The organism is Streptococcus sp. 4094, assembly GCF_013277125.1.
Taxonomy (GTDB): domain Bacteria; phylum Bacillota; class Bacilli; order Lactobacillales; family Streptococcaceae; genus Streptococcus.
In genome coordinates, this window is record NZ_VMMI01000011.1 from 42737 (window position 1) to 62788 (window position 20052).

15 protein-coding genes are annotated in these 20052 nt (G+C 38.5%); 2 read left to right on the forward strand and 13 right to left on the reverse strand.

Annotated elements, in window-relative coordinates; all coding sequences use genetic code 11:
* Nucleotides 1-12 precede the first annotated feature (12 nt).
* The 11 genes from dltB to HT721_RS03450 all read right to left on the reverse strand — a co-directional run bounded on the left by dltB (nt 13) and on the right by HT721_RS03450 (nt 14923).
* Nucleotides 13-1257, reverse strand: coding sequence for a D-alanyl-lipoteichoic acid biosynthesis protein DltB (gene dltB, locus HT721_RS03400; RefSeq protein WP_164226152.1), 1245 nt, complete (start codon nt 1255-1257; stop codon nt 13-15).
* Complete coding sequence (gene dltA / locus HT721_RS03405) at nt 1254-2804, reverse strand: D-alanine--poly(phosphoribitol) ligase subunit DltA (RefSeq protein ID WP_164226151.1); 1551 nt, start codon at nt 2802-2804, stop codon at nt 1254-1256. Before dltA ends, dltB begins: the two co-directional genes overlap by 4 nt.
* A 20-nt stretch (nt 2805-2824) precedes the next feature.
* A complete protein-coding gene (locus HT721_RS03410; protein ID WP_000813667.1) occupies nt 2825-2956 on the reverse strand; it encodes a teichoic acid D-Ala incorporation-associated protein DltX in 132 nt (43 codons plus the stop codon).
* Between the two features lie 309 nt (nt 2957-3265).
* Nucleotides 3266-4444 (reverse strand): ryptide export MFS transporter, encoded by a 1179-nt coding sequence (locus tag HT721_RS03415; RefSeq protein WP_164226150.1) that lies wholly within the window; start codon nt 4442-4444, stop codon nt 3266-3268.
* 211 nt (nt 4445-4655) lie between these two features.
* Nucleotides 4656-6233: an ABC transporter ATP-binding protein gene (locus tag HT721_RS03420; protein ID WP_173228922.1), complete on the reverse strand. Its 1578-nt coding sequence runs from the start codon at nt 6231-6233 to the stop codon at nt 4656-4658.
* 268 nt (nt 6234-6501) lie between these two features.
* A complete protein-coding gene (locus HT721_RS03425; RefSeq protein WP_173228924.1) occupies nt 6502-7806 on the reverse strand; it encodes a radical SAM protein in 1305 nt (434 codons plus the stop codon).
* Between the two features lie 153 nt (nt 7807-7959).
* Complete coding sequence (locus HT721_RS03430; protein WP_173228926.1) at nt 7960-8823, reverse strand: Rgg/GadR/MutR family transcriptional regulator; 864 nt, start codon at nt 8821-8823, stop codon at nt 7960-7962.
* 362 nt (nt 8824-9185) lie between these two features.
* Entirely contained in the window at nt 9186-9890 is a 705-nt protein-coding gene (locus HT721_RS03435) for an MIP family channel protein (protein ID WP_016398345.1), read from the reverse strand.
* 70 nt (nt 9891-9960) lie between these two features.
* Entirely contained in the window at nt 9961-11787 is a 1827-nt protein-coding gene (gene glpO, locus HT721_RS03440) for a type 1 glycerol-3-phosphate oxidase (protein ID WP_173228928.1), read from the reverse strand.
* Nucleotides 11788-11828: 41 nt separating this feature from the next.
* Complete coding sequence (gene glpK, locus HT721_RS03445) at nt 11829-13337, reverse strand: glycerol kinase GlpK (protein ID WP_049511829.1); 1509 nt, start codon at nt 13335-13337, stop codon at nt 11829-11831.
* A gap of 158 nt (nt 13338-13495) precedes the next feature.
* Entirely contained in the window at nt 13496-14923 is a 1428-nt protein-coding gene (locus HT721_RS03450) for a helix-turn-helix domain-containing protein (protein WP_173228930.1), read from the reverse strand.
* Nucleotides 14924-15087: 164 nt separating this feature from the next.
* Here HT721_RS03450 and hslO point away from each other — a divergent pair, with 164 nt between their 5' ends.
* Together hslO and dusB are read left to right on the forward strand one after the other, a co-directional pair.
* On the forward strand, nt 15088-15960 hold the full coding sequence (hslO, locus tag HT721_RS03455; RefSeq protein WP_173228932.1) for an Hsp33 family molecular chaperone HslO: 873 nt from the start codon (nt 15088-15090) through the stop codon (nt 15958-15960).
* Nucleotides 15947-16927, forward strand: a complete 981-nt coding sequence (gene dusB / locus HT721_RS03460) for a tRNA dihydrouridine synthase DusB (RefSeq protein WP_173228934.1) — start codon at nt 15947-15949, stop codon at nt 16925-16927. Before hslO ends, dusB begins: the two co-directional genes overlap by 14 nt.
* Nucleotides 16928-17000: 73 nt before the next feature.
* On the opposite strand, the gene HT721_RS03465 is transcribed toward dusB, so the two are convergent.
* Both HT721_RS03465 and HT721_RS03470 read right to left on the reverse strand, forming a co-directional pair.
* Complete coding sequence (locus tag HT721_RS03465) at nt 17001-19412, reverse strand: RICH domain-containing protein (protein WP_173228970.1); 2412 nt, start codon at nt 19410-19412, stop codon at nt 17001-17003.
* Nucleotides 19413-19488: 76 nt separating this feature from the next.
* Nucleotides 19489-20016, reverse strand: a complete 528-nt coding sequence (locus tag HT721_RS03470) for an isoprenylcysteine carboxyl methyltransferase family protein (protein ID WP_173228936.1) — start codon at nt 20014-20016, stop codon at nt 19489-19491.
* Nucleotides 20017-20052 lie beyond the last annotated feature (36 nt).

Genomic DNA, 20052 nt, shown 5'->3' on the forward strand with positions numbered 1-20052 from the left:
ATTTTATTTCCTTTATTTTTTAAACCATAAATCATTCAAAAATCCAGAAAAGATCAAGAATGACAGCATGACGACATGGAAGGTGATAACCATGCCAAGCAACTGAATCCAGCGATTCTCAGGTAGAGCAGGCTTCCCTGCTTTTTTCCGCTCCTTATTGAGCGTTTTTTTCTTACGAACCCAAGCGTCATTGATGACCAGTCCAATCCCATGAAAGAGTCCATAGGCGATATAGTACCAGGTCACTCCATGCCAAAATCCCATAATCAGCATATTTACAATATAAGCCACGCTTGAGGTTACATTGCGATTTTTAAAGACCTTCTTTCTGGTCAACACCATGACCATTCGCATAAAGACAAAGTCACGGAACCAGAAAGAAAGACTCATGTGCCAACGATTCCAAAACTCCTTCAAATCCCTTGATAAAAAGGGCTTGTTAAAGTTGATCGGGCTACGGATCCCCATCAAATTTGAAATGGCCAAGGCAAACATAGAATAACCTGCAAAGTCAAAGAAGAGTTCCAGACCAAAGGTATACATAACTGCCAAGGCATAGAGGTTAAAGAAGCCACCTGATTGCAGGGCTAGATTCTTTAGAGGAGGTAGTAAAGTTTCTCCTAAAACATGAGCTAGGATAAACTTGTACAAAAATCCCCACATGATATAGCGAACGGATTCATCCAGCATATCCATCAACTCATCCCGCTCAGGAATGGTCTGATAATTTTCATTAAAACGCTTAAAGCGATCGATTGGACCACTCGAGAAAGTCGGCATGAAGAGAAGGAAACGAAGGAACTCCCAGAGGGTAAAATCCTTAATCACTCCATCTCTCAGCTCGATGATAATCCCAACCGAACGAAAAGTCAGGTAAGAAATTCCCAAGAACCCAAGCAAAGACTGCGTTCCATTGATAGCCGGCTGCACCTTGACAAAGATAATCGGAAGTAGGGACAGAAAACTAACTAAGTAGAAGACCCACTTGCCATCCTTGCTTTTTCGATAATGCTTGTAGAAGAGTAAGAGCAATATTTCCCAGCAAAGGTAAATACCCAAGGCAGCCAATTGATTGGTCTTCCCACCTACCAACATGGTGACGATAAAGAAGAGGCTAACCAGCACTTCATACCAGGCAAAGCGTTTCTTGAAAAAGAGGCCGATAAAGATGGGCAAGGTTGCAACAATCACATAGACAAAATACTGAGGATTGCCATATGGCTCTAAATGAGGAAGCTGTTGAAAGAACTCCATCATCTCTTATTCACCTCGTTAATCAATCCTTTGATGTCAATCTTTCCATTTGGAGTCAGTGGCAAACTGTCTCGGTAAAGGAATTTAGACGGCATCATGTAGGACATCATGATGTCTGTCAAATCTTCCTTGATGGCCTTGGTAATATCGATATCTCGCTCAAACTGCTCACGAACACCATCTTTTAAGATGACATAGGCCAATAGATTTTGCACCTTGTGGTCTTTATTATAACGTGGCACAGCTACAGCAGACTCGATAAAGCGAGACTTATTGAGATTTTGAGAGACATCTTCTAACTCAATGCGGTAACCGTTGAACTTAATCTGGAAGTCCATGCGTCCACCGTAGAGAAGCAAGCCTTCATCTGTCATGGTTCCCACATCGCCTGTGTGATAGGCTGGTAACCCTTCAAATTCAAAGAAGGCTTCCACTGTTTTTTCAGGATTGTTCATATAACCTTTTGAAACAGCTGGCCCAGAAACAATGATCTCTCCCTGTTCGCCATTTGGCAGTTTATTGCCTTCCTCATCAATGATAAAGGTTGGAGAATCAGCCTTGGTATAGCCAATTGGTAGACGTTTGAGAGTCGCTAGCATCTCATCTGTCACGGCAACTGCTGACAGGGCCACTGTCGCTTCTGTTGGACCGTAGGCATTGATAATACGGGCATTTGGGAAACGCTCGCGTAGTTTTTGAGCTGTTTTAACCGTCAATTCTTCACCATCAAAGTAGAAATGCGTGATTCCTGGCATTTTCTCACTGTTGAAGTCTTCAGACAACATGGCCATATCTGCGAAAGAAGGGGTTGATGTCCAGATAGCGATTGGCAATGAAAAGATGGTCGCAAATAGTTGCTTAAAGTCCTGAGTAATAGCTGAAGGAAGAGCGAAGAGCGTACCACCCAGTGCCAAGGTCGGTGCCCAGTACATGACAGACAGGTCAAAAGAATAAGGTGGCTGAGCCAGCATTTGCGGACGACTTGGAGTCGCAAATTCCTTGTCTGTAATCATCCAGTTAGTAAAGCTGAGGAGATTATCATGGGAAATCTGCACTCCCTTTGGCTTACCAGTTGTACCAGAAGTAAAGATAATGTAGTAGTTATCATCACCCTTGACTGGATGCGTGATCTCATAGCTAGTCCCTTGGGCAAAGGCTTCTTGAACCTGAGCTAGAGTCATCATCGGTGTAGAAACCTGCTCCAATGGAAAGTCTGAGATGGCAATAATCAAGCTTGGCTCTGCTACTTCTAAAATAGCTGAAACTCGCTCCAAAGCCGAATGACTATCAATTGGAATGTAGGCATGTCCTGACTTAGTCAAGGCTACAAAAGTTGCCAACATTTCATATTCTTGGCCACCAAAAACGACCACAGGAGACTTCTTAGGCAAGCCTAGTTGGTCAATGGCTGCAGCCAAACTATCCGAATCAGCCTTTAAATCTCCATAAGTGTGTTCCTGCCCCAAAACATTGTAAACAGGATAGTTAGGCTGTGTCTGAGCAAAATGCTCAATGGTTTCAATCATATCTACTATTGGTTTATTTGACACAATAGGAATTCTCCTTCAAGTTAAAATTCATTATAGATAAAGCTTCCTTGACCCTGGCCAAGATAGCTAAAGAAGTAAAGCAGCCCTAGAAAGATAAGAAAATACAAGGCTGTCCGACCAAGAAAGAGGTACAATTCTTTTCTCTGTTTCATCAAGAAAAACCATTCATTTCTGTAATTTTTGCTAAATAAGATAGACTCTTACTATAGTATTTTTCTACTATTGTACCACTTTATAGACTAGTTTTTCAATTGTTTACCGTACATTTTCACTAGATTTCAGTTTATTTTAAGAATTATGCGGTTTTTCTATGTATATTTCAAATAGAGTGATCCTGGGCAAAAACTCCATTTCAGGAGACAATGAAGGGAATCTTTCCATAATAAAACGCACAATATCAAGTTTTTCAACACCTGATACTATGCGCTTTTCTAATTTTTCAAGACTTTTTAACCAGTCTCTTATTTAAAATAATCTCGTCTGATATAAATTAAAATAGCTTCTATCATCAGACAAATGGCTGATAGCCAAAAACTGATGCTAATACCAAAACTCTCAGTAATATAGCTCATTAGCAAAACAAACACTGAAAATGCTAGTGTCGAAATCACTTCAAGAACGGAATAGACATTAACCAAGTTATTTTCCTCTACTGTTTCCTGAAGAAATACACTTTCAGGAACTTCTTTTAGTTGCGATAACATACCAACTAAAGCTGAAAATAATAAAAAAATCTGTGCGTTTGGAAAATATAGAATAGTCAGTGTCACTATTGCCATAGCTACAAGCGGAAAAAGAATACTTTCCCATTTAGCAGCAAGGAACTTTTCAGATAGCCTAAAAGCAATTAAGCCACTAATTATAATACCAATAGAGTATGCTGTATTAGAATATCCCCAGTAACTTTCCGTTTTATTTAATAACTCAGTTACAAAAACAAGTATAATGGAAGAAACCCAAATCGTATTTGAGAAAATTTCCAATAAATTTGCTGATACAAAAAGTCTTAATCTAGGATCTCTAGCAACTAACTTCCAACCTTTGAGCAAAATTTCAAGATTAGTTTCTGACTCTAACACCTCCACTTCAGCGTTAGGAAGAAATAACATCAGAAAGCTAGAAATTATATACAACATTAAAATGATAAACGTGGTAGGTAAAAGACCAATTGTTGCAAACAAGAGTCCACCTAATCCCCAACCCACTAACTGAACAGCTTCACCACTCATTGATAAGGCTGAATTAGCCTTACCCAAATCGGTCGCATAGCGTGGCACAATAGCATAGGAAACAGGTGCTGCAAAACCATCTAATATTGAAATTGCCACAACAAATAGATAGGTTACCAAAGGCGCTACGGATTGCATTACGGTAAACATTCCTACCAGTATCGCCAATAATATAGTCTTTCCAAATTGGGATAAAGATAAAACTCTATTTAGCGCTATCCTTTTAGTAACTAAAGGAACTAAAAGACTCGCAACAAAAGAGGATATCCCTATTAAAATGGGAACTAATGACGTGGCAATTACTGATTTTGAAATAATGTATATGTTAGCAATGATTGTTACTCTAAAGAAAATATCTGCTAAATTTGCAAACAATTGAGAGACTAACAACTTGACAAATGAATTAGACATGTAGCGCTCCTATAACATAAAAATATTTAACTGATAAATGGTATAGTAGACTTTGTTTGATAACTATTTGACACAAGATTAGGTGGTCAGAAATTGAATTTTTAACATTCCAACTTAGCCATAGTTTTTAGTTCTCACATCTTTAAATCAGCTAAAACAATCCATAATATAACACATATATTATGGCTAGCAAGATGCCGAACAAGTCTATTTATTTTATTCTATATTTTCCCAAATCAATTACTTGATTATAAACCGTTTCTGAATCAATATGATGAGCAACTTCAATCAAAATGATAGGCAACTGCAAAAGTAACTGGCGCACTTGATATGCATTGTCCTTGTCTAAGGATGATGTAACCTCATCCGCCAACACAATGTCTTTTTTCCGAAGCAGACAGCGAACTAATTCAAGTCGTAAACGTTGCCCACCTGAAATGTTTTCTCCATTATTTATCAGTTGATAATCCAAGATATTAGTGATTTCATTCGTTAAGCCAACTTGTTCTAGGCAACAGAGTAATTCTTTATCTGAAATCTCCTGTCCTAATGTTAAATTTTCTCGAATTGTCCCATGTCTGAAAAATGGATTCTGAGAGATATAAGCGACATTCCCTTGATAATGAGTAAATTCTCGACCTGATTTATCACGTACGATAATTCTACCACTATTCGGACTTATCTTTCCTGCTACCAACTGTAGGAGAGTTGACTTTCCGGTACCACTAGCTCCCTTTATTAAAACTTTACTTGGCTTGGTTAATCTAAGTGACAAATCATAAAAGAGCACTTGCTCTCCAACCTGTTTTGAAACACCCTCCAAAACTAGCTCAGCTAAAGATTCGACTGTCGGATATGATGTTTCTAAACAAGATTCTTCCAATAATGAAAATATTTTTTCTTTCACTGTTTGCGATCGCTGTATATCAGATATGCTATACATAATTCTTTGAATAGGTCCGCTAAGATTCATTGTAGCTATATACATAGAGACCAAACTAGCTGTTGTTAACTCTATACCGCTCTTTTGTAATAAAAGACCAAGTGCAAGAGGTAGTACCTGACTAAGGAATTCTAAAGGACCATTGAAAAAATAAACGACATTGCTAGTCCATTCATTTTTCCAACGAGCGTTCTCGTAACACTCGTTGTTTTTTCTCATCTTAGCAAGGTTTTCTTTACTAGCGCCATAAAAATATATCGTATCTGCTCCCTTAAAAAAATCTCCTACAGATAGATGAAAAGCTTTTTGCATTTCCGAAAAATTTGCACCACTTTTCATTAAATGATTATTCATTACCCATTGAGGTAATGGTCGAAGAAAAGAGAACACGATAAAAACAATACCAAGCCAAAAATTTTGCACCAAAATAAAAACAATCGTTGTACAAAGTATAAAAACTCTTCCAACTATCATATCCAGGGGTAAAAAGAAGCGATTATAGAGCAGTTCCATATCTTGTGTAACAATTGAAACTTTTTCATCATATACAACATTTTCCTTCAAAAATAGTTTCTTGATAAGCTGATCTTTTAAACGAATTTGTAGATGACGCTGCAGATTATTACTGACAAAATTTGCTAGCAACATCGTGCTATAAAAAAACAGGTGCAAACACAGTCCATATAAAACAAAGTATGAAATTGTACCAATTGTAAGTTGCTCTTCACGAATATTCAATAGCTTATCCAATAACAATGGCTTTATTAGAGCCATCCCACTATTCAAAAGCACTCCTATTAAAAAATAGATAAAAATATTAGTTTTAATGTATTTTAGAAATTTCATAAATAAGCCTATCTAAAAGAAAGCGAATAGATATAAAAGCCTCAGTCTAAAAGTTATAAACAAATTAACTCCAACTGAGACTATACAATAATTTAATTAACCTATATATGATGCTGTTTATTAAGAGTGATTACCTCCTGAACTAGACTAACTAAATTTCGATTTATATTTTAAAAATCAATCTAAAACTCATTTCCATCTTCATCGCAATAATGATCACGGAGTACAAGTATATCAAGTTGAGTAGTACTCTTATTTTCAATTACAATCATCTTTTCACCCCCTCTCTTATTGCATCAAGATAATCACAATATTCCTTATTTAACATAAATAATTCTAGATTTTTATCAATTTTCTTTTTTATTTGATTGCATAATGTTCTTTGCTTATTACTTCTATGTTTGGGCGGACAAAATCCTGATTTACAAATTAAAACAATAGGACACTGCTTACAATCTGAATCCATGTTTAAGTGCCATTTATCAAACTTTTCCTTATTAAACTTAGCATGTACACTTCCAAATATATTAGAATTAGAATACAAGGCAACCGTACAAGTTTGAATTACACCCTTTACATTAATAGTATAGTGATTTTTTCTATTTGCATAACAGTTGAACAAATTTGTTATTATACCTCTAGCAGCAGGAACATTATAACCTTTTTTTATGGCAAACTTTGATAATTCAAAACTAGCATCTGAATTAGGTAATGTCACTTTATAATTTTGGGCACGCTCCCCACAACCCCAACTACCTACATTATAAAAATAAAATCTAAATCGTTTATCATGCTTAAAATATTTCCCATCTGAATCTAAAAAAATCTTAACATTATTAAAATTTTCTTTCGATATATTAAATCTTAAATTACAATAAAAATTCAAATTTGAATTTTGTAAACCTTTGATATTCTCGAGTATTTTGATATATGATCCCTTTCCATTACGCAACACTCTTTGAAAATTATGACTTTCCTCATCTCCATCAATTGTTATCTGAAAATTATTAACGCGATAGTCTAGAATTAACTGATGAATCATTCGTTCATTAAGCAAATATCCATTAGTTGTTATACTAGCAGAATAATCAAGTCCATTTTGAGAACAAATACTAATAAATTTTTTTGAAAGATTCTTTATCGTTTTTAGCCCTAATAAAGGCTCTCCTCCAAACCATGATACATGTAAAGATTTAAACATAGATTCAGATAATAGTTTTTCTGTAAATTCAACTATCGCAATCTCTGTTTCTTTACTCATTTTTATATTTTCAAATTTTTCATAACAATATTTACATCTAAAATTACAGTCTCCATGTGTTAAAATTGTAAATTCTAACGTCTCCGTTTCACTATTTTTAACATAATCTATTGTATTCTCGAATTCATTTTCTTCTTGAAAATAATTATACTTATTCAAATAATTTTCATATTGTTCCTTAATCTCTAAATCATTTTCCATAACATCTTGTAAATCATTTGTAATGAAAAAAGAATGATTATTTTTACTATTGAAAAATAATTCTCCTGTTTCACTTTTCTTTCTTAAAATATATGGAGATAGAACTTGCATATTAAATACCTCAAAATTCATAATTATGGTGACAACTTCGAAAAATCCTATCGCTCAAATACAATGAACTGATAAAACAACTGTAATTGAAATTTCTAAAGACAATTCTACCAAAATATTATTTCGAGATACTTCCTTTCCCATATCTGCACACTACCCTTTATCTGCTAAAATTTTTTCTAAATGTCCCTCATAATTCTTTGCCAAATGGTTACTTCCCGCTAATTTCATTGCTCCAATACACTTCCTCATTTCAATAATTGCTTTACAATCCGTCTCTTTTTTATAGCGATATAGATATTGGGCATACTGGAATACCAACCGTTCATAAATTTCAGTTTCAGTGAAAAAGCATTGGTTTAGTCGTTTTTCAAAATACAAAGCATCAAGCAATTTTCCTCTTTCAATACATGTGATATATCCGTTCAATAGCATAGATGAAATCAATCGTCTATTATTAGGAATTTCTTTATAAAAATCAGAACGTCTAGACATCTCTCTAGCCAAAACCATAAAGACATCGTGTTTTAGGACATCTAAAGTATTTGAAAAAATCAATAATTCATAGTATCCCCAGTATTCAACACTAAAGAGATAGTCAGTTAGATAAGATAAATCATCACCAGAATAATAAGCTTCTCCAGATAAATCTTGTAAACGAATTTTTAATAAAATAATGTTAAGCTTATGAAATTTCTCTTGTTTAGAATCTGACTCCATCTGAGAATAAAGTAGTTTTTTCAACCCATCAACATCATGATTTGATACAAAATGCCTAATCTTTGATAAGAGTTCATTCAGTTCATCACGATGAAAATCATGAACAGCATACATAAATTCATCAATAGGCATGTTAATTTCATCCAAAATAGCCATAAATTTTGAAATGGTTAAATCAGTCTCTCCCTTTTCAAAACGTGAGAGCTGTGATGTTGATATACCAGCTTTTTCGACATCTTTTAAGCGAAACCCTCTAGATTCTCGAAACTTTTTAAAAATTTCTCCAAATTTTTTCATAATATCTCTCCAACAAGCATATACGGGAACAATTTTTGATTTTTAATATTTTAGCATAAAATAGAAGAAAATAAAAGTGAGGTATTTCACATGAAAAAACAAAAACTATTGCCTTTATTATTCCTAATTTTAGGAGGAATTATGATTATCGTTGTTGGCTAGTACTAAGAAATTAGTTACTAAAATACTTACATCTTCAATCGAAAAAAGATACTGGAGAAAAAGTCTTAAAAATCATAAAAACGCATCATATCAGGTGTTGAAAACTTGATATGATGCGTTTTATTATGAGAAGATTTACTTCATTTTTTGCTGAAATTGGGCTCTTGCTCAAGCTCTTATCAACATAATTATTTTCTAAACTAGAAAAGGGAAAACACAAGAACTGCCAAGGCTGCACCGATAACAGGTCCCACAACAGGAATCCAAGCGTAAGACCAATCTCCGTCTCCCTTGTTTGAAATTGGAAGGATACTGTGCATGATACGAGGTCCAAGGTCACGTGCAGGGTTCAAGGCATAACCTGTTGTCCCACCTAGTGATAGACCGATACCGACAATCAAAGTTCCCACTGCAAAGGTTCCGATACCTGCCTGAAAATCGTAAAGACCCAAAGCAAAGATTGTCAAGACCAAAACAAAGGTTCCAAGGATTTCGCTAATCAAGTTTGATACAGTATCTTTGATAGCTGGTCCTGTGCTGAAAGTAGCCAAAATATTTCCTGCATTTTCTTCTGCCTCATAATGCGGCTTGAATTGCAACCAAACCAAAATCTGACCCAGCATAGCCCCTGCGAACTGGGCTAAGATATAAGGCAAAACGGAAGCCCAAGGCAAACCACCTTTCAAGGCCACACCAATCGTCACAGCTGGGTTTAAATGAGCTGGACTGAGCTTGCCAGATACAAAGACCGCAACTGCAACTGCAATCCCCCAACCCATAGTAATCACAATCCAACCTGAGCTGTTGCTCTTGGTTTTAGGAAGAACCACACCAGCCACAACACCATTTCCTAGAAGAATCAGGATTAGAGTCCCCAAAAATTCTCCAAATAATTCATTCATCATCTTTCTATCTCCATTAAAAAGGGAGAGAGGGTAGACTAGGAGTCCTGCCCTCCACCTCTTTTATTTTTTCTTAATTTTTTAATTCTGCTAAATCGTTATTAGCGAGAGCTGCTTCGACATCAGCACGGTAAGTTGCTTTTTCTTCTTCTGTCCAGTCATAGAATCGTCCCATTTCATTCAAAACTGGCTCAACGATGCTATCCAAACTATCACGCATAAAGAGCATATGGTTGGTACGACGAAGAAGGAAGTCAACTGGGCTAAGAGCCAACTCATTGCGCATTGCATAGTGAAGTGATAAAGTATCTGCCAAGCTGAGTCCTGGTGCTTGTTCCAAACTATGAGCAAGAGCAAAGACCTTCGGTGCATTTGAACCGTAAAGATTTGCTAGGTAATGGGCTTCCTTACTATCCAATCCACGTGACACTCCAAGTTGCGCAAAAGCTTCGATTTCTGAGTCTACATTTGCTGGGTTCAATTCTCCACCTGAAACAGGGTAAGTCTTAGAGTTGATCAGTTTAAAACTACGGTCAAATTCTGCTTTGAGGATGTCAACCACGCGCTCCATAGCTCCTTCAGCCATCTTACGGTAGTCTGTGATTTTACCACCAGCAAGGGTCAAGAGACCATTATCATCTCGGTCCAAGCTAGAGCCACGAGAAACAGCAGATGGGTCCAAATGTTTCTCAGAGGTACTGCTTTCAAGCTTGCTGACAGCAGACTCAACATCTTCACGCGTTTTTTCTTTAGAGAGATAAGATTCAACAGTAGCAATCAAGTTGTTAAAGCTTTCATCACTGATGGTTCCGTTATTTCCTCCATTGTAGTCAGAAGCGCTATTACCTGCGATCAATGGACGAAGACCTGCCCAGCTACTTTCAATGTCAGCAACTGTAATATTCGCTTCTGGGAAGCGGTTGTTGACAATACCAAGTAGATAATCTACATCTTCCTGCGTCACTTTTGGATGTTCCAAATCACCTGTGTAGTCTGTATCAGTTGTACCAAAGTAAGTCTTGTTTTCACGTGGGAGAACAAAGACCATACGGCCATCACCCAAACCTGTATCAAAGTAAACTGGCTGTGACACCTTGATCTTGCTTGAATCCACTACCAGGTGAACTCCCTTAGTTGGACGCATTTGTGAGAATTGGGTTCCCATATTAGACAAATTGCGCACCTTATCGCTCCAAGGACCTGTTGTGTTAATCACCAGACGGGCCTTGATTTCAAAGGCTTGGTCTGTCAAGAGATCACGGGCTACAACACCTGTAATCTTGCCGTTTTCGTCAAAGAGGAAGCCTTCTGCCTTCACGTGGTTGGCAATGAGGGCACCGTCTTGGTTGGCACGTTTGATATTTTCAATCACGAGACGCGCATCGTTGTTACGGAAGTCAAGGTAAACCCCACCTCCTACCAAACCTTCTTTCTTCAAGTTTGGTTGGCGTTCCAAGACTTGATCCTTGCTCAAAACCTTGTTTGCAGCAGGTGTGTTGTTCACACCTGCTAAAAGATCGTACAAATCCATAGCTACTTTAAGGCGGAAGAGGCTAAAGGTCGCTCCATCTTCTTCATAAACTGGTAAGAGCATTGGGTCTGGTTTTGGAATGTGAGGTGCAATTTGTTGTACCACTGCACGTTCTGAAACCGTATCTGATACCACTTCTACGTCAAATTGTTTGAGGTAGCGAAGACCGCCGTGAACCAATTTTGTTGAACGGCTGGATGTTCCTTCTGCGAAGTCCTGCATTTCAATCAAACCAGTCTCAAGACCGCTAGCTGCCGCCTGCAAGGCTACACCAGCCCCTGTGATTCCTCCACCGATAATCAAGAGGTCCAGGGTGCGTTCCTGCATTTTTTTAATTGATAATTCTCGTGTTTTCTTTGAAAATTCCATATTTACACACTTTCTAAATAAATTGCTTTATTCTGCCAGTATTAGTCGTCTACTTCCGCAAAGACTTGCGTTGCTTTTACAGCCTTCTTCCAGCCCTTGTAGAGTTGTTCCTTGCGCGATTCGTTCATAGATGGCTCAAAGAGTTCTCCTGTCTCGTTCAAGAGTTTCAACTCATCCAAGTCTTTCCAGTAGCCTACTGACAAACCTGCTAGGAAGGCTGCTCCTAGAGCTGTTGTTTCCAAGTTTTTGGCGCGTGCGATGTCAATTCCTAAAATATCAGCTTGGAACTGCATGAGGAAGTTATTCATGGCTGCACCACCGTCTACTTTCAAAACTTGGATAGCTGTCTGAGCATCCACTTGCATGGTGTCGATGATGTCACGCACTTGATAAGCAATAGATTGCAAAGTTGCCTTGATAAAGTCTTCTTTACTTGTTCCACGAGTCAATCCAAAGACAGAACCGCGAGCGTTTTGGTTCCAGTATGGTGCTCCTAGTCCTGTAAAGGCTGGAACGACATAAACTTCATCATCATTGTGAGAATCACGAGCGTATTTTTCAGATTCTGGTGAATTTTCAACCATGCGAAGTCCATCACGAAGCCACTGAATAGCACTTCCTGCGATGAAGATAGAACCTTCCAAGGCATAGTAAACCTTGCCGTTGATTCCGTAACCAATGGTTGTTAAGAGGTTGTTTTCAGATAACTGCATTTCTTCACCAGTATTCATGATGATGAAAGAACCTGTTCCATAAGTATTTTTAACCATACCAGGTTCAAAGGCCAACTGTCCAAAGAGGGCTGCTTGTTGGTCACCAGCCATACCTGAGATTGGCACTTCTCCACCGTAGAAATGGAATGGGGCTGTCTTACCGTAAATTTCAGAGTTAGAACGAACTTCTGGCAGCATAGCCTTCGGAATATTGAGGATTTCCAAAATCTCATCATCCCATTTGAGTTCTTTAATGTTATAAAGCATGGTACGAGCTGCATTTGAGTAGTCCGTCACGTGAGCCGCACCGTCAGTCAATTTCCAAACCAACCAAGTATCGATGGTACCAAAGAGCAATTCCCCTTTTTCTGCTCGCTCTTGAGCGCCTTCTACATGATCCAAAATCCAACGAACCTTGGTAGCAGAGAAGTAAGCATCGATGATCAAACCAGTCTTTTCATGGAATTTTTCCACATAACCTTGGCTTTTCAGTTGTTCAGCCAGAGGAGCAGTTTGGCGTGATTGCCAAACGATTGCGTTGTAGATAGGAAGTCCTGTTTTCTTATCCCAGACAACCGTTGTTTCACGTTGGTTGGTAATCCCGATTGCTTCGATTTGATTTGGTTTGACACCACTTTCGATGAAAGCACCTGCAATAACTGACTGAACAGAGTTCCAAATTTCATTGGCATTGTGCTCAACCCAACCTGCCTGAGGGAAAATCTGAGTGAACTCTTTTTGACTCGAGCTAACTTTTTCTCCTTTTTTGTTGAAAATAATGGCACGAGAACTTGTAGTTCCCTGGTCAATGGCCATAATGTATTTTTCTTGTGACATGTGCTGTCCTCCTGATAAAGATCTTGAGGTGTTTCCTCTTTACACTTACTAGTATACAAAATAAAGCGCTTTCTTGTTCATCAACTTTTTTTAATTTTTAAAAAAATGTGAGGAGATTGTGTGAATTTCACAAAAAAGACCTGGGTTAACCAAGCCTTTTAGGTAAATAATAACTGACGAATCCCTGCCAAATCTTCCATATCCAAGTCATTTTTTAAATAATAGACTGGTGTCTGTTCCTTCTTATGAATCGGGTTATTGGTAACCAGCAAATCATAATGCCGAGTTCGGTCATAGGCTTCAATGGTGATAAAACGATTGTATTCCAAATACCGTTTTAAAATGGCTGCCATCCTTGAAAAGACAAGAAAACCAGATGTCAAATCCAGACCAATCCGCATATGCTGGCCACCATTTTCAGCCATATATTCGATTAACTGAAGCCATTCCCAGAGAATTTTCTTATCCAAATCCGTCCCCTGCTGAAAGGCAGGTAGAGCATGAAAAATCTCCTCTGCCGTTCCCCTAAAATCATGTTCCATCAGTAAATATGGATGACGATTCTCTAACTGGTACTTGTAGCGATCCTGTAAAATATAACCCTTGTATAGATAGACTTGAGCACAAAGCTGACTGAGTTCATAGGTGACATGATCCTCTGTATAACCGCCCAGTAACTCTTCCTTCTTCATTTCTTGAATCAACTGCGTCAGCAAATCGGCCAACTGCCCTCCAAAACCAAGGATATATTCCATTGTATGAAGAGGAAGAATGCGATGGGATAGGAGGAAAGAGAAGAAAATCATCATCTCCCCATCCTCAGTTCCTAGAGGAAGGTGTTGTCCAGCGAAAAAGGACGGAGCCTTTCGATGCAAACGAAGGTAGAAAATATTGTCAAAATACCCTCGCATTTTTTCTTCTATCACTTGGAACTGACAGGCATTGACCCGAAGACGCTGTTGACTGATATGAGCCCAGAGAACCAAGTCTAACTTCTGCCCCGAAGACAAACTTGCACCGCAGATTTCTTCTAAACTGGCAATTTCCTGCTTTCTCTCTGGTTTCTGCATGTGGCCTTCCCATTCCTGACTCGACCAGACCTTGCGGAAAAGACAAAAATAGAAATAACGAATCTGATGCTCTGGACCTCGCCAACGTCCATTTTGGATGGATAAATCAAATTCTGACAAAATCTGATTTAAGCTAGCTAAGTGGCGACCAAGCGTAGCCTCGCTAATCATCAATTCTTGAGCCAGCTGATGGGCTAAAAACTGTTGGTGGTAGAGAAGATAGATCAAAATCTGGTATTTAACAGCATTCTCCAAAAACAAGCTCCGAATATCTCTCCCCTTGGTAGCTGCACCGATTGACAGACGCAGATTTTCATCTTCTAAGGAGATAGTCAGCTCTAAGCCACTGTCCAAAGCCTTGTCATTGAGTAGGGTGACATATTTGGTTAGGGTTGCTTTTGAAAATCCTGTTTCCTCCATTACAGCCTTGACGGTCGTCTGAGACTCTTGTAATAGAAAGGAAAGGATTGAAAATTGACCACACTCGGCTTTCTCCATCAAATCTCCTAAATACATTTGTTACCCCTTTCATTTTCTACCTTAAGCATAGCATAAATCTTACAAATGCTGAAATAATCTGTTTCTCTTTTTATTTTCATGCTGATTTCCTGGTCCATTATCCTAAAAATCAGCAAACACACGGCTCCCCCTTTGAGCATTTTTATGCTAAAATAGTAGCTATGGATAAAATTATTAAAACTATATCAGAAAGCGGAGCCTTTCGTGCTTTTGTTCTTGATAGCACAGAAACCGTCCGTACTGCTCAAGAAAAACACCAAACCCAAGCTAGCTCAACTGTAGCGCTTGGTCGAACTCTTATCGCTAGCCAGATTCTCGCAGCCAATGAAAAAGGAAATACCAAACTAACAGTGAAGGTACTGGGTTCTAGCTCTCTAGGTGCTATCATCACCGTTGCTGATACCAAGGGGAACGTTAAAGGCTATGTTCAAAATCCTGGTGTTGACATCAAAAAGACTGCAACTGGTGAAGTTCTAGTTGGACCTTTTGTTGGAAATGGTCAATTCCTCGTTATCACAGACTACGGTACTGGAAATCCTTACAACTCCATGACTCCTCTCATCTCTGGAGAAATCGGTGAAGACCTTGCCTTTTACCTGACTGAAAGCCAACAAACGCCTTCAGCAGTCGGCCTCAATGTCCTTTTGGACGAGGAAGACAAGGTCAAGGTTGCAGGTGGTTTCCTAGTCCAAATCTTGCCGGGAGCCAAGGAAGAAGAGATTGCTCGCTTTGAAAAACGCATCCAAGAAATGCCAGCTATCTCGACCCTTCTCGAAAGTGAAGACCATATCGAAGCCCTCCTCAAGGCTATCTACGGTGACGAGGCCTACAAGCGTCTTTCTGAAGAAGAAATTCGTTTCCAATGTGACTGTAGCCATGAACGCTTTATGAACGCTCTTGCTAGCCTTCCAAGCTCAGACTTACAGGAAATGAAAGAGGAAGACCACGGAGCAGAAATCACTTGTCAATTCTGCCAAACTACTTACAACTTTGATGAAAACGACCTGGAGGAACTCATTCGTGACAAATCTTAATACACCTTTTATGATTGGCAATGTTGAGATTCCCAATCGTACTGTTTTAGCACCCATGGCTGGCGTGACTAACTCAGCCTTTCGTACCATCGCAAAAGAGCTCGGAGCTGGACTCGTTGTAATGGAAATGGTCTCTGACAAGGGAATCCAATACAACAACGAAAAAACCCTGCACATGCTTCATATCGATGAAGGCGAAAACCCTGTCTCTATCCAACTTTTTGGTAGCGATGAAGACAGCCTAGCACGCGCAGCAGAATTCATCCAAGAAAACACCAAAACCGATATCGTGGATATCAACATGGGCTGCCCAGTTAATAAAATCGTGAAGAACGAAGCTGGCGCTATGTGGCTCAAGGATCCAGATAAGATTTACTCTATCATCAACAAGGTCCAATCTGTCCTTGATATTCCACTTACTGTCAAAATGCGTACAGGCTGGGCTGACCCGTCTCTTGCAGTAGAAAACGCCCTCGCTGCTGAAGCTGCAGGTGTTTCTGCCCTCGCCATGCATGGCCGTACCCGTGAGCAAATGTATACAGGTCACGCAGACCTTGAAACTCTCCATAAAGTTGCTCAAGCTTTGACCAAGATTCCCTTCATCGCCAACGGTGACATCCGTACGGTCCAAGAAGCCAAACAACGTATCGAAGAAGTCGGTGCTGACGCAGTCATGATTGGCCGCGCTGCCATGGGAAATCCTTACCTCTTCAATCAAATCAACCATTACTTTGAAACAGGAGAAATCCTACCTGATTTGACTTTTGAGGACAAGATGAAAATTGCCTATGAACACTTAACACGCTTGATTGCACTTAAAGGAGAAAACGTTGCAGTCCGTGAATTCCGTGGACTAGCCCCTCACTACCTCCGTGGAACATCTGGCGCTGCCAAACTCCGTGGAGCCATTTCACAAGCCAACACCCTAGCAGAGATTGAAGCCCTCTTGCAGTTGGATAAGGCTTAATAGTTTAAAACCCGTAACTCTCTTAAATGTTACGGGTTTTTGATTTATATAGGCAAGCAATATCTATATGAAATTAGTCATTCTCCGTCTCTTTTCCTTTTAATAGATAAACACCTACTAGAGATATCAGACCTAAGAATTCCATAAGCAACGTTGACATTGTTCCAGTTGATGGGAGTGCTTGCTTATCTTTTTTATCTGAATTTGAACGATTTTCACTCATTTGATTTGCTTTATCAGCAAGAAGAACCATTTCCTTATCATCAGATTGAGTTTTTCCTTCCCTATTTGCCTCTGGCTCGGCAACCATTTGTTTTTTAGGAAGTGTTTTAATCGCAAATAAGCTGAAATGACTCGTTTTGAAAACGACTTGTCCATTTTCAACTGTTGATGGGAGCAACTCCAACTCTCCGTTTTCTTTCACATGGTAAACTTGAATCTCAGAATCAATATTACCAATTGCAAGACGAACTACTCTCTCTCCCTTCACATGGGTTTCTTTCCCATCTTTTGAAAGGGAAATATCAAATACGCGCACTGTTCCTTGCCCTGTTTGACGGGTAATATTATCAATCATTTCTTTTGTTGTTACCTCTTTAAGATTGACAGAATCTGCTTCTGTAGCAGTTTCAAACATAACAGTAATCTTGGTATTTCCATTTTGAGTTGTAAATACCTTTTGAACAGTAGATGTCGGTTGAGATGAGAGAGTAGGAGAAATACTGTTAGATCTGGTAGGAGATGAAGAATTTGTCTCGTTTCCTGATGGTTTACTTGGAGTAGGTTCCTCTGGTTTTTCTGGAGATTTTGGTTTAGTGGAAGCACTAGAACTTCCTGAAGAGCTGGTGGAACCGGAGTGACTTCCTGCAGTGGATCCTGATGGGTTCTGCTCTTTTTCCGCAGGTTTGCTTGGAGCAGGTCGCTCTGGTTTTTCTGGAGATTTTGGTTTAGTGGAAGCACTAGAACTTCCTGAAGAGCTGGTGGAACCGGAGTGACTTCCTGTGGTTGAACCTGATGGGTTCTGCTCCTTTTCCGCAGGCTTGCTTGGAGCAGGTCGCTCTGGTTTTTCTGGAGATTTTGGTTTAGTGGAAGCACTAGAACTTCCTGAAGAGCTGGTGGAACCGGAGTGACTTCCTGCAGTGGATCCTGATGGGTTCTGCTCTTTTTCCGCAGGTTTGCTTGGAGTAGGTTGCTCTGGTTTTTCTGGAGTTTCTGGTTTAGTGGAAGATCCTGAATTTGACGAAGAAGATAAGCCCTTTTTAAAGTTAGACAAAGCTTCATCTAGTTTTGATTGACTTTCTGTAACCAGATTCTGTAGTTGGGCTTTTTGGGTTGATTCATCTAATTTATGCAAATACGTTTTTTCAATATCTTTTAGCTTTTTAATTAGCTCTACAGTATTGATATGTTGCTCTTTTTCTAAATTTTTCTTGATGTCATCCAATAAACCTGTTAGATGTTTAGTGACCTCTTCCTTTGCCTTATTTCGCTCTAAGCCGATTTCTCGTCCCTTATGTTTAACGACTAGAGCTTCTATCTCCTGTTCAGCTTCTTTCACCAAGGTCTCCACTCTTTCTTTACTCGAAGCCTCATCAAACATCTTTTTATACTTCTCTACAGATTCTTTGGATTCTTTTAAAAGTTCTCCAAACCAAAAAGCTCCTCCATTTTCCCGTTTTAAACGAGTAAGCATATAATTATCCAAAGTTGTTTTAGCTGTTTCTTTAGCTTCTTTAAGATTTGTCTCCGTAGTTTTTTCAGTAGAAACTATATTTCCTCCTTGATTTTCTACTTTTGGTGGAGTTGGATTATTATGTTCTTTTCCAGAAGGTGAATCAGAATCTAATCCTTGATTCGCAGGCTTAGTCGTATCACCTCTACCATTAGAAGAATTAGAATTTCCTGATGGTTTACTTTGTTGATTTGATAAACTATTCTTAAAGTCCCCTACCAATTTATCTAGCTTCGTTTGCCCCTCTTGTTGCAGTTGCTCTATTTCTTTTCTATTGTGATCTTCACCAAATTTACGTTGATACTCTTTTACAATTTCCATAGCTTGCTTGAGAACCCCTTCAAATCCAGAAGCAGAACTATCTAATTCATTTAGAAGGTTAGTCATATACATAGACAAACTAGTGCTAGCTTGGTCAACAGCTTGATCATGATCTATCCGACTTTCATTATGAAAATTATTCCCTAGTTCCGTCAACTTTGAAGCATCTGTCTCTGTTTCAATTTGTTTTTGGTAATAAGTTTTTCGACTACTAGATAAATCCGTCTCTTCCAACTCTTTTATCAACTGCTGTCTATATTCCTTCAACCTATCTTCCCCACTAGATGTAACCATGGGGTTATTTCCACCTCCAACCCCTTGTGCATGGACTACTCCTCCTAAGAACAGACTAGCAACCACTACACTAGCTACTCCAACACTAAATTTACGAATTGAATAACGTACTTTTCTCTCACTTTTTGATGCAAACATAATTATTTCCTCCAATATTTTTCTTAACACTACTATATCATTTCAATATGAACTGTATATGAATTGAATCTTGTATTTATCTCTTTATGCTTCCATTTGGAATTATAACTTCATGTAATAACTTTTCCTCTTCAGCTATTCGTCGATACAAAATAACTGCATAAACTGGAAAAACTAAAACAAAAGTCATATAGGCATGACTCAGCAAGGTCAAGCCAATCAACTCAGGAAGGATATTTAAAAAGTAATTGGGATGTTTTACTGTCCTAAATAAGACATGATCCACAAACTTATGATTCGGTGCTAACATCAACTTGACTGTCCAAATATCCCCAAGCAGATGAATAACAAGTAGCAACATCAACATAGAAAATATCAGGAGCACCAAACCCACAATACTCATCATATTGAAAGACGGTCGATAGACTAGGGCTTCCATAAAACAAGCCAGATAAAAAACAATATGAACCAAGGTAAGACGTTTGGTATTTTTAATGCCAAATTCTCGCCCACCATCCCTACGAAGCCGTTTTTCATTTTCAATTGATTTCTTTAGGAACAACAAGCGAATTAAAAATACACAGATAATGATTATTGCTATCATCACGATCCCCTTTCTTTACCACTACTGTAACATCTC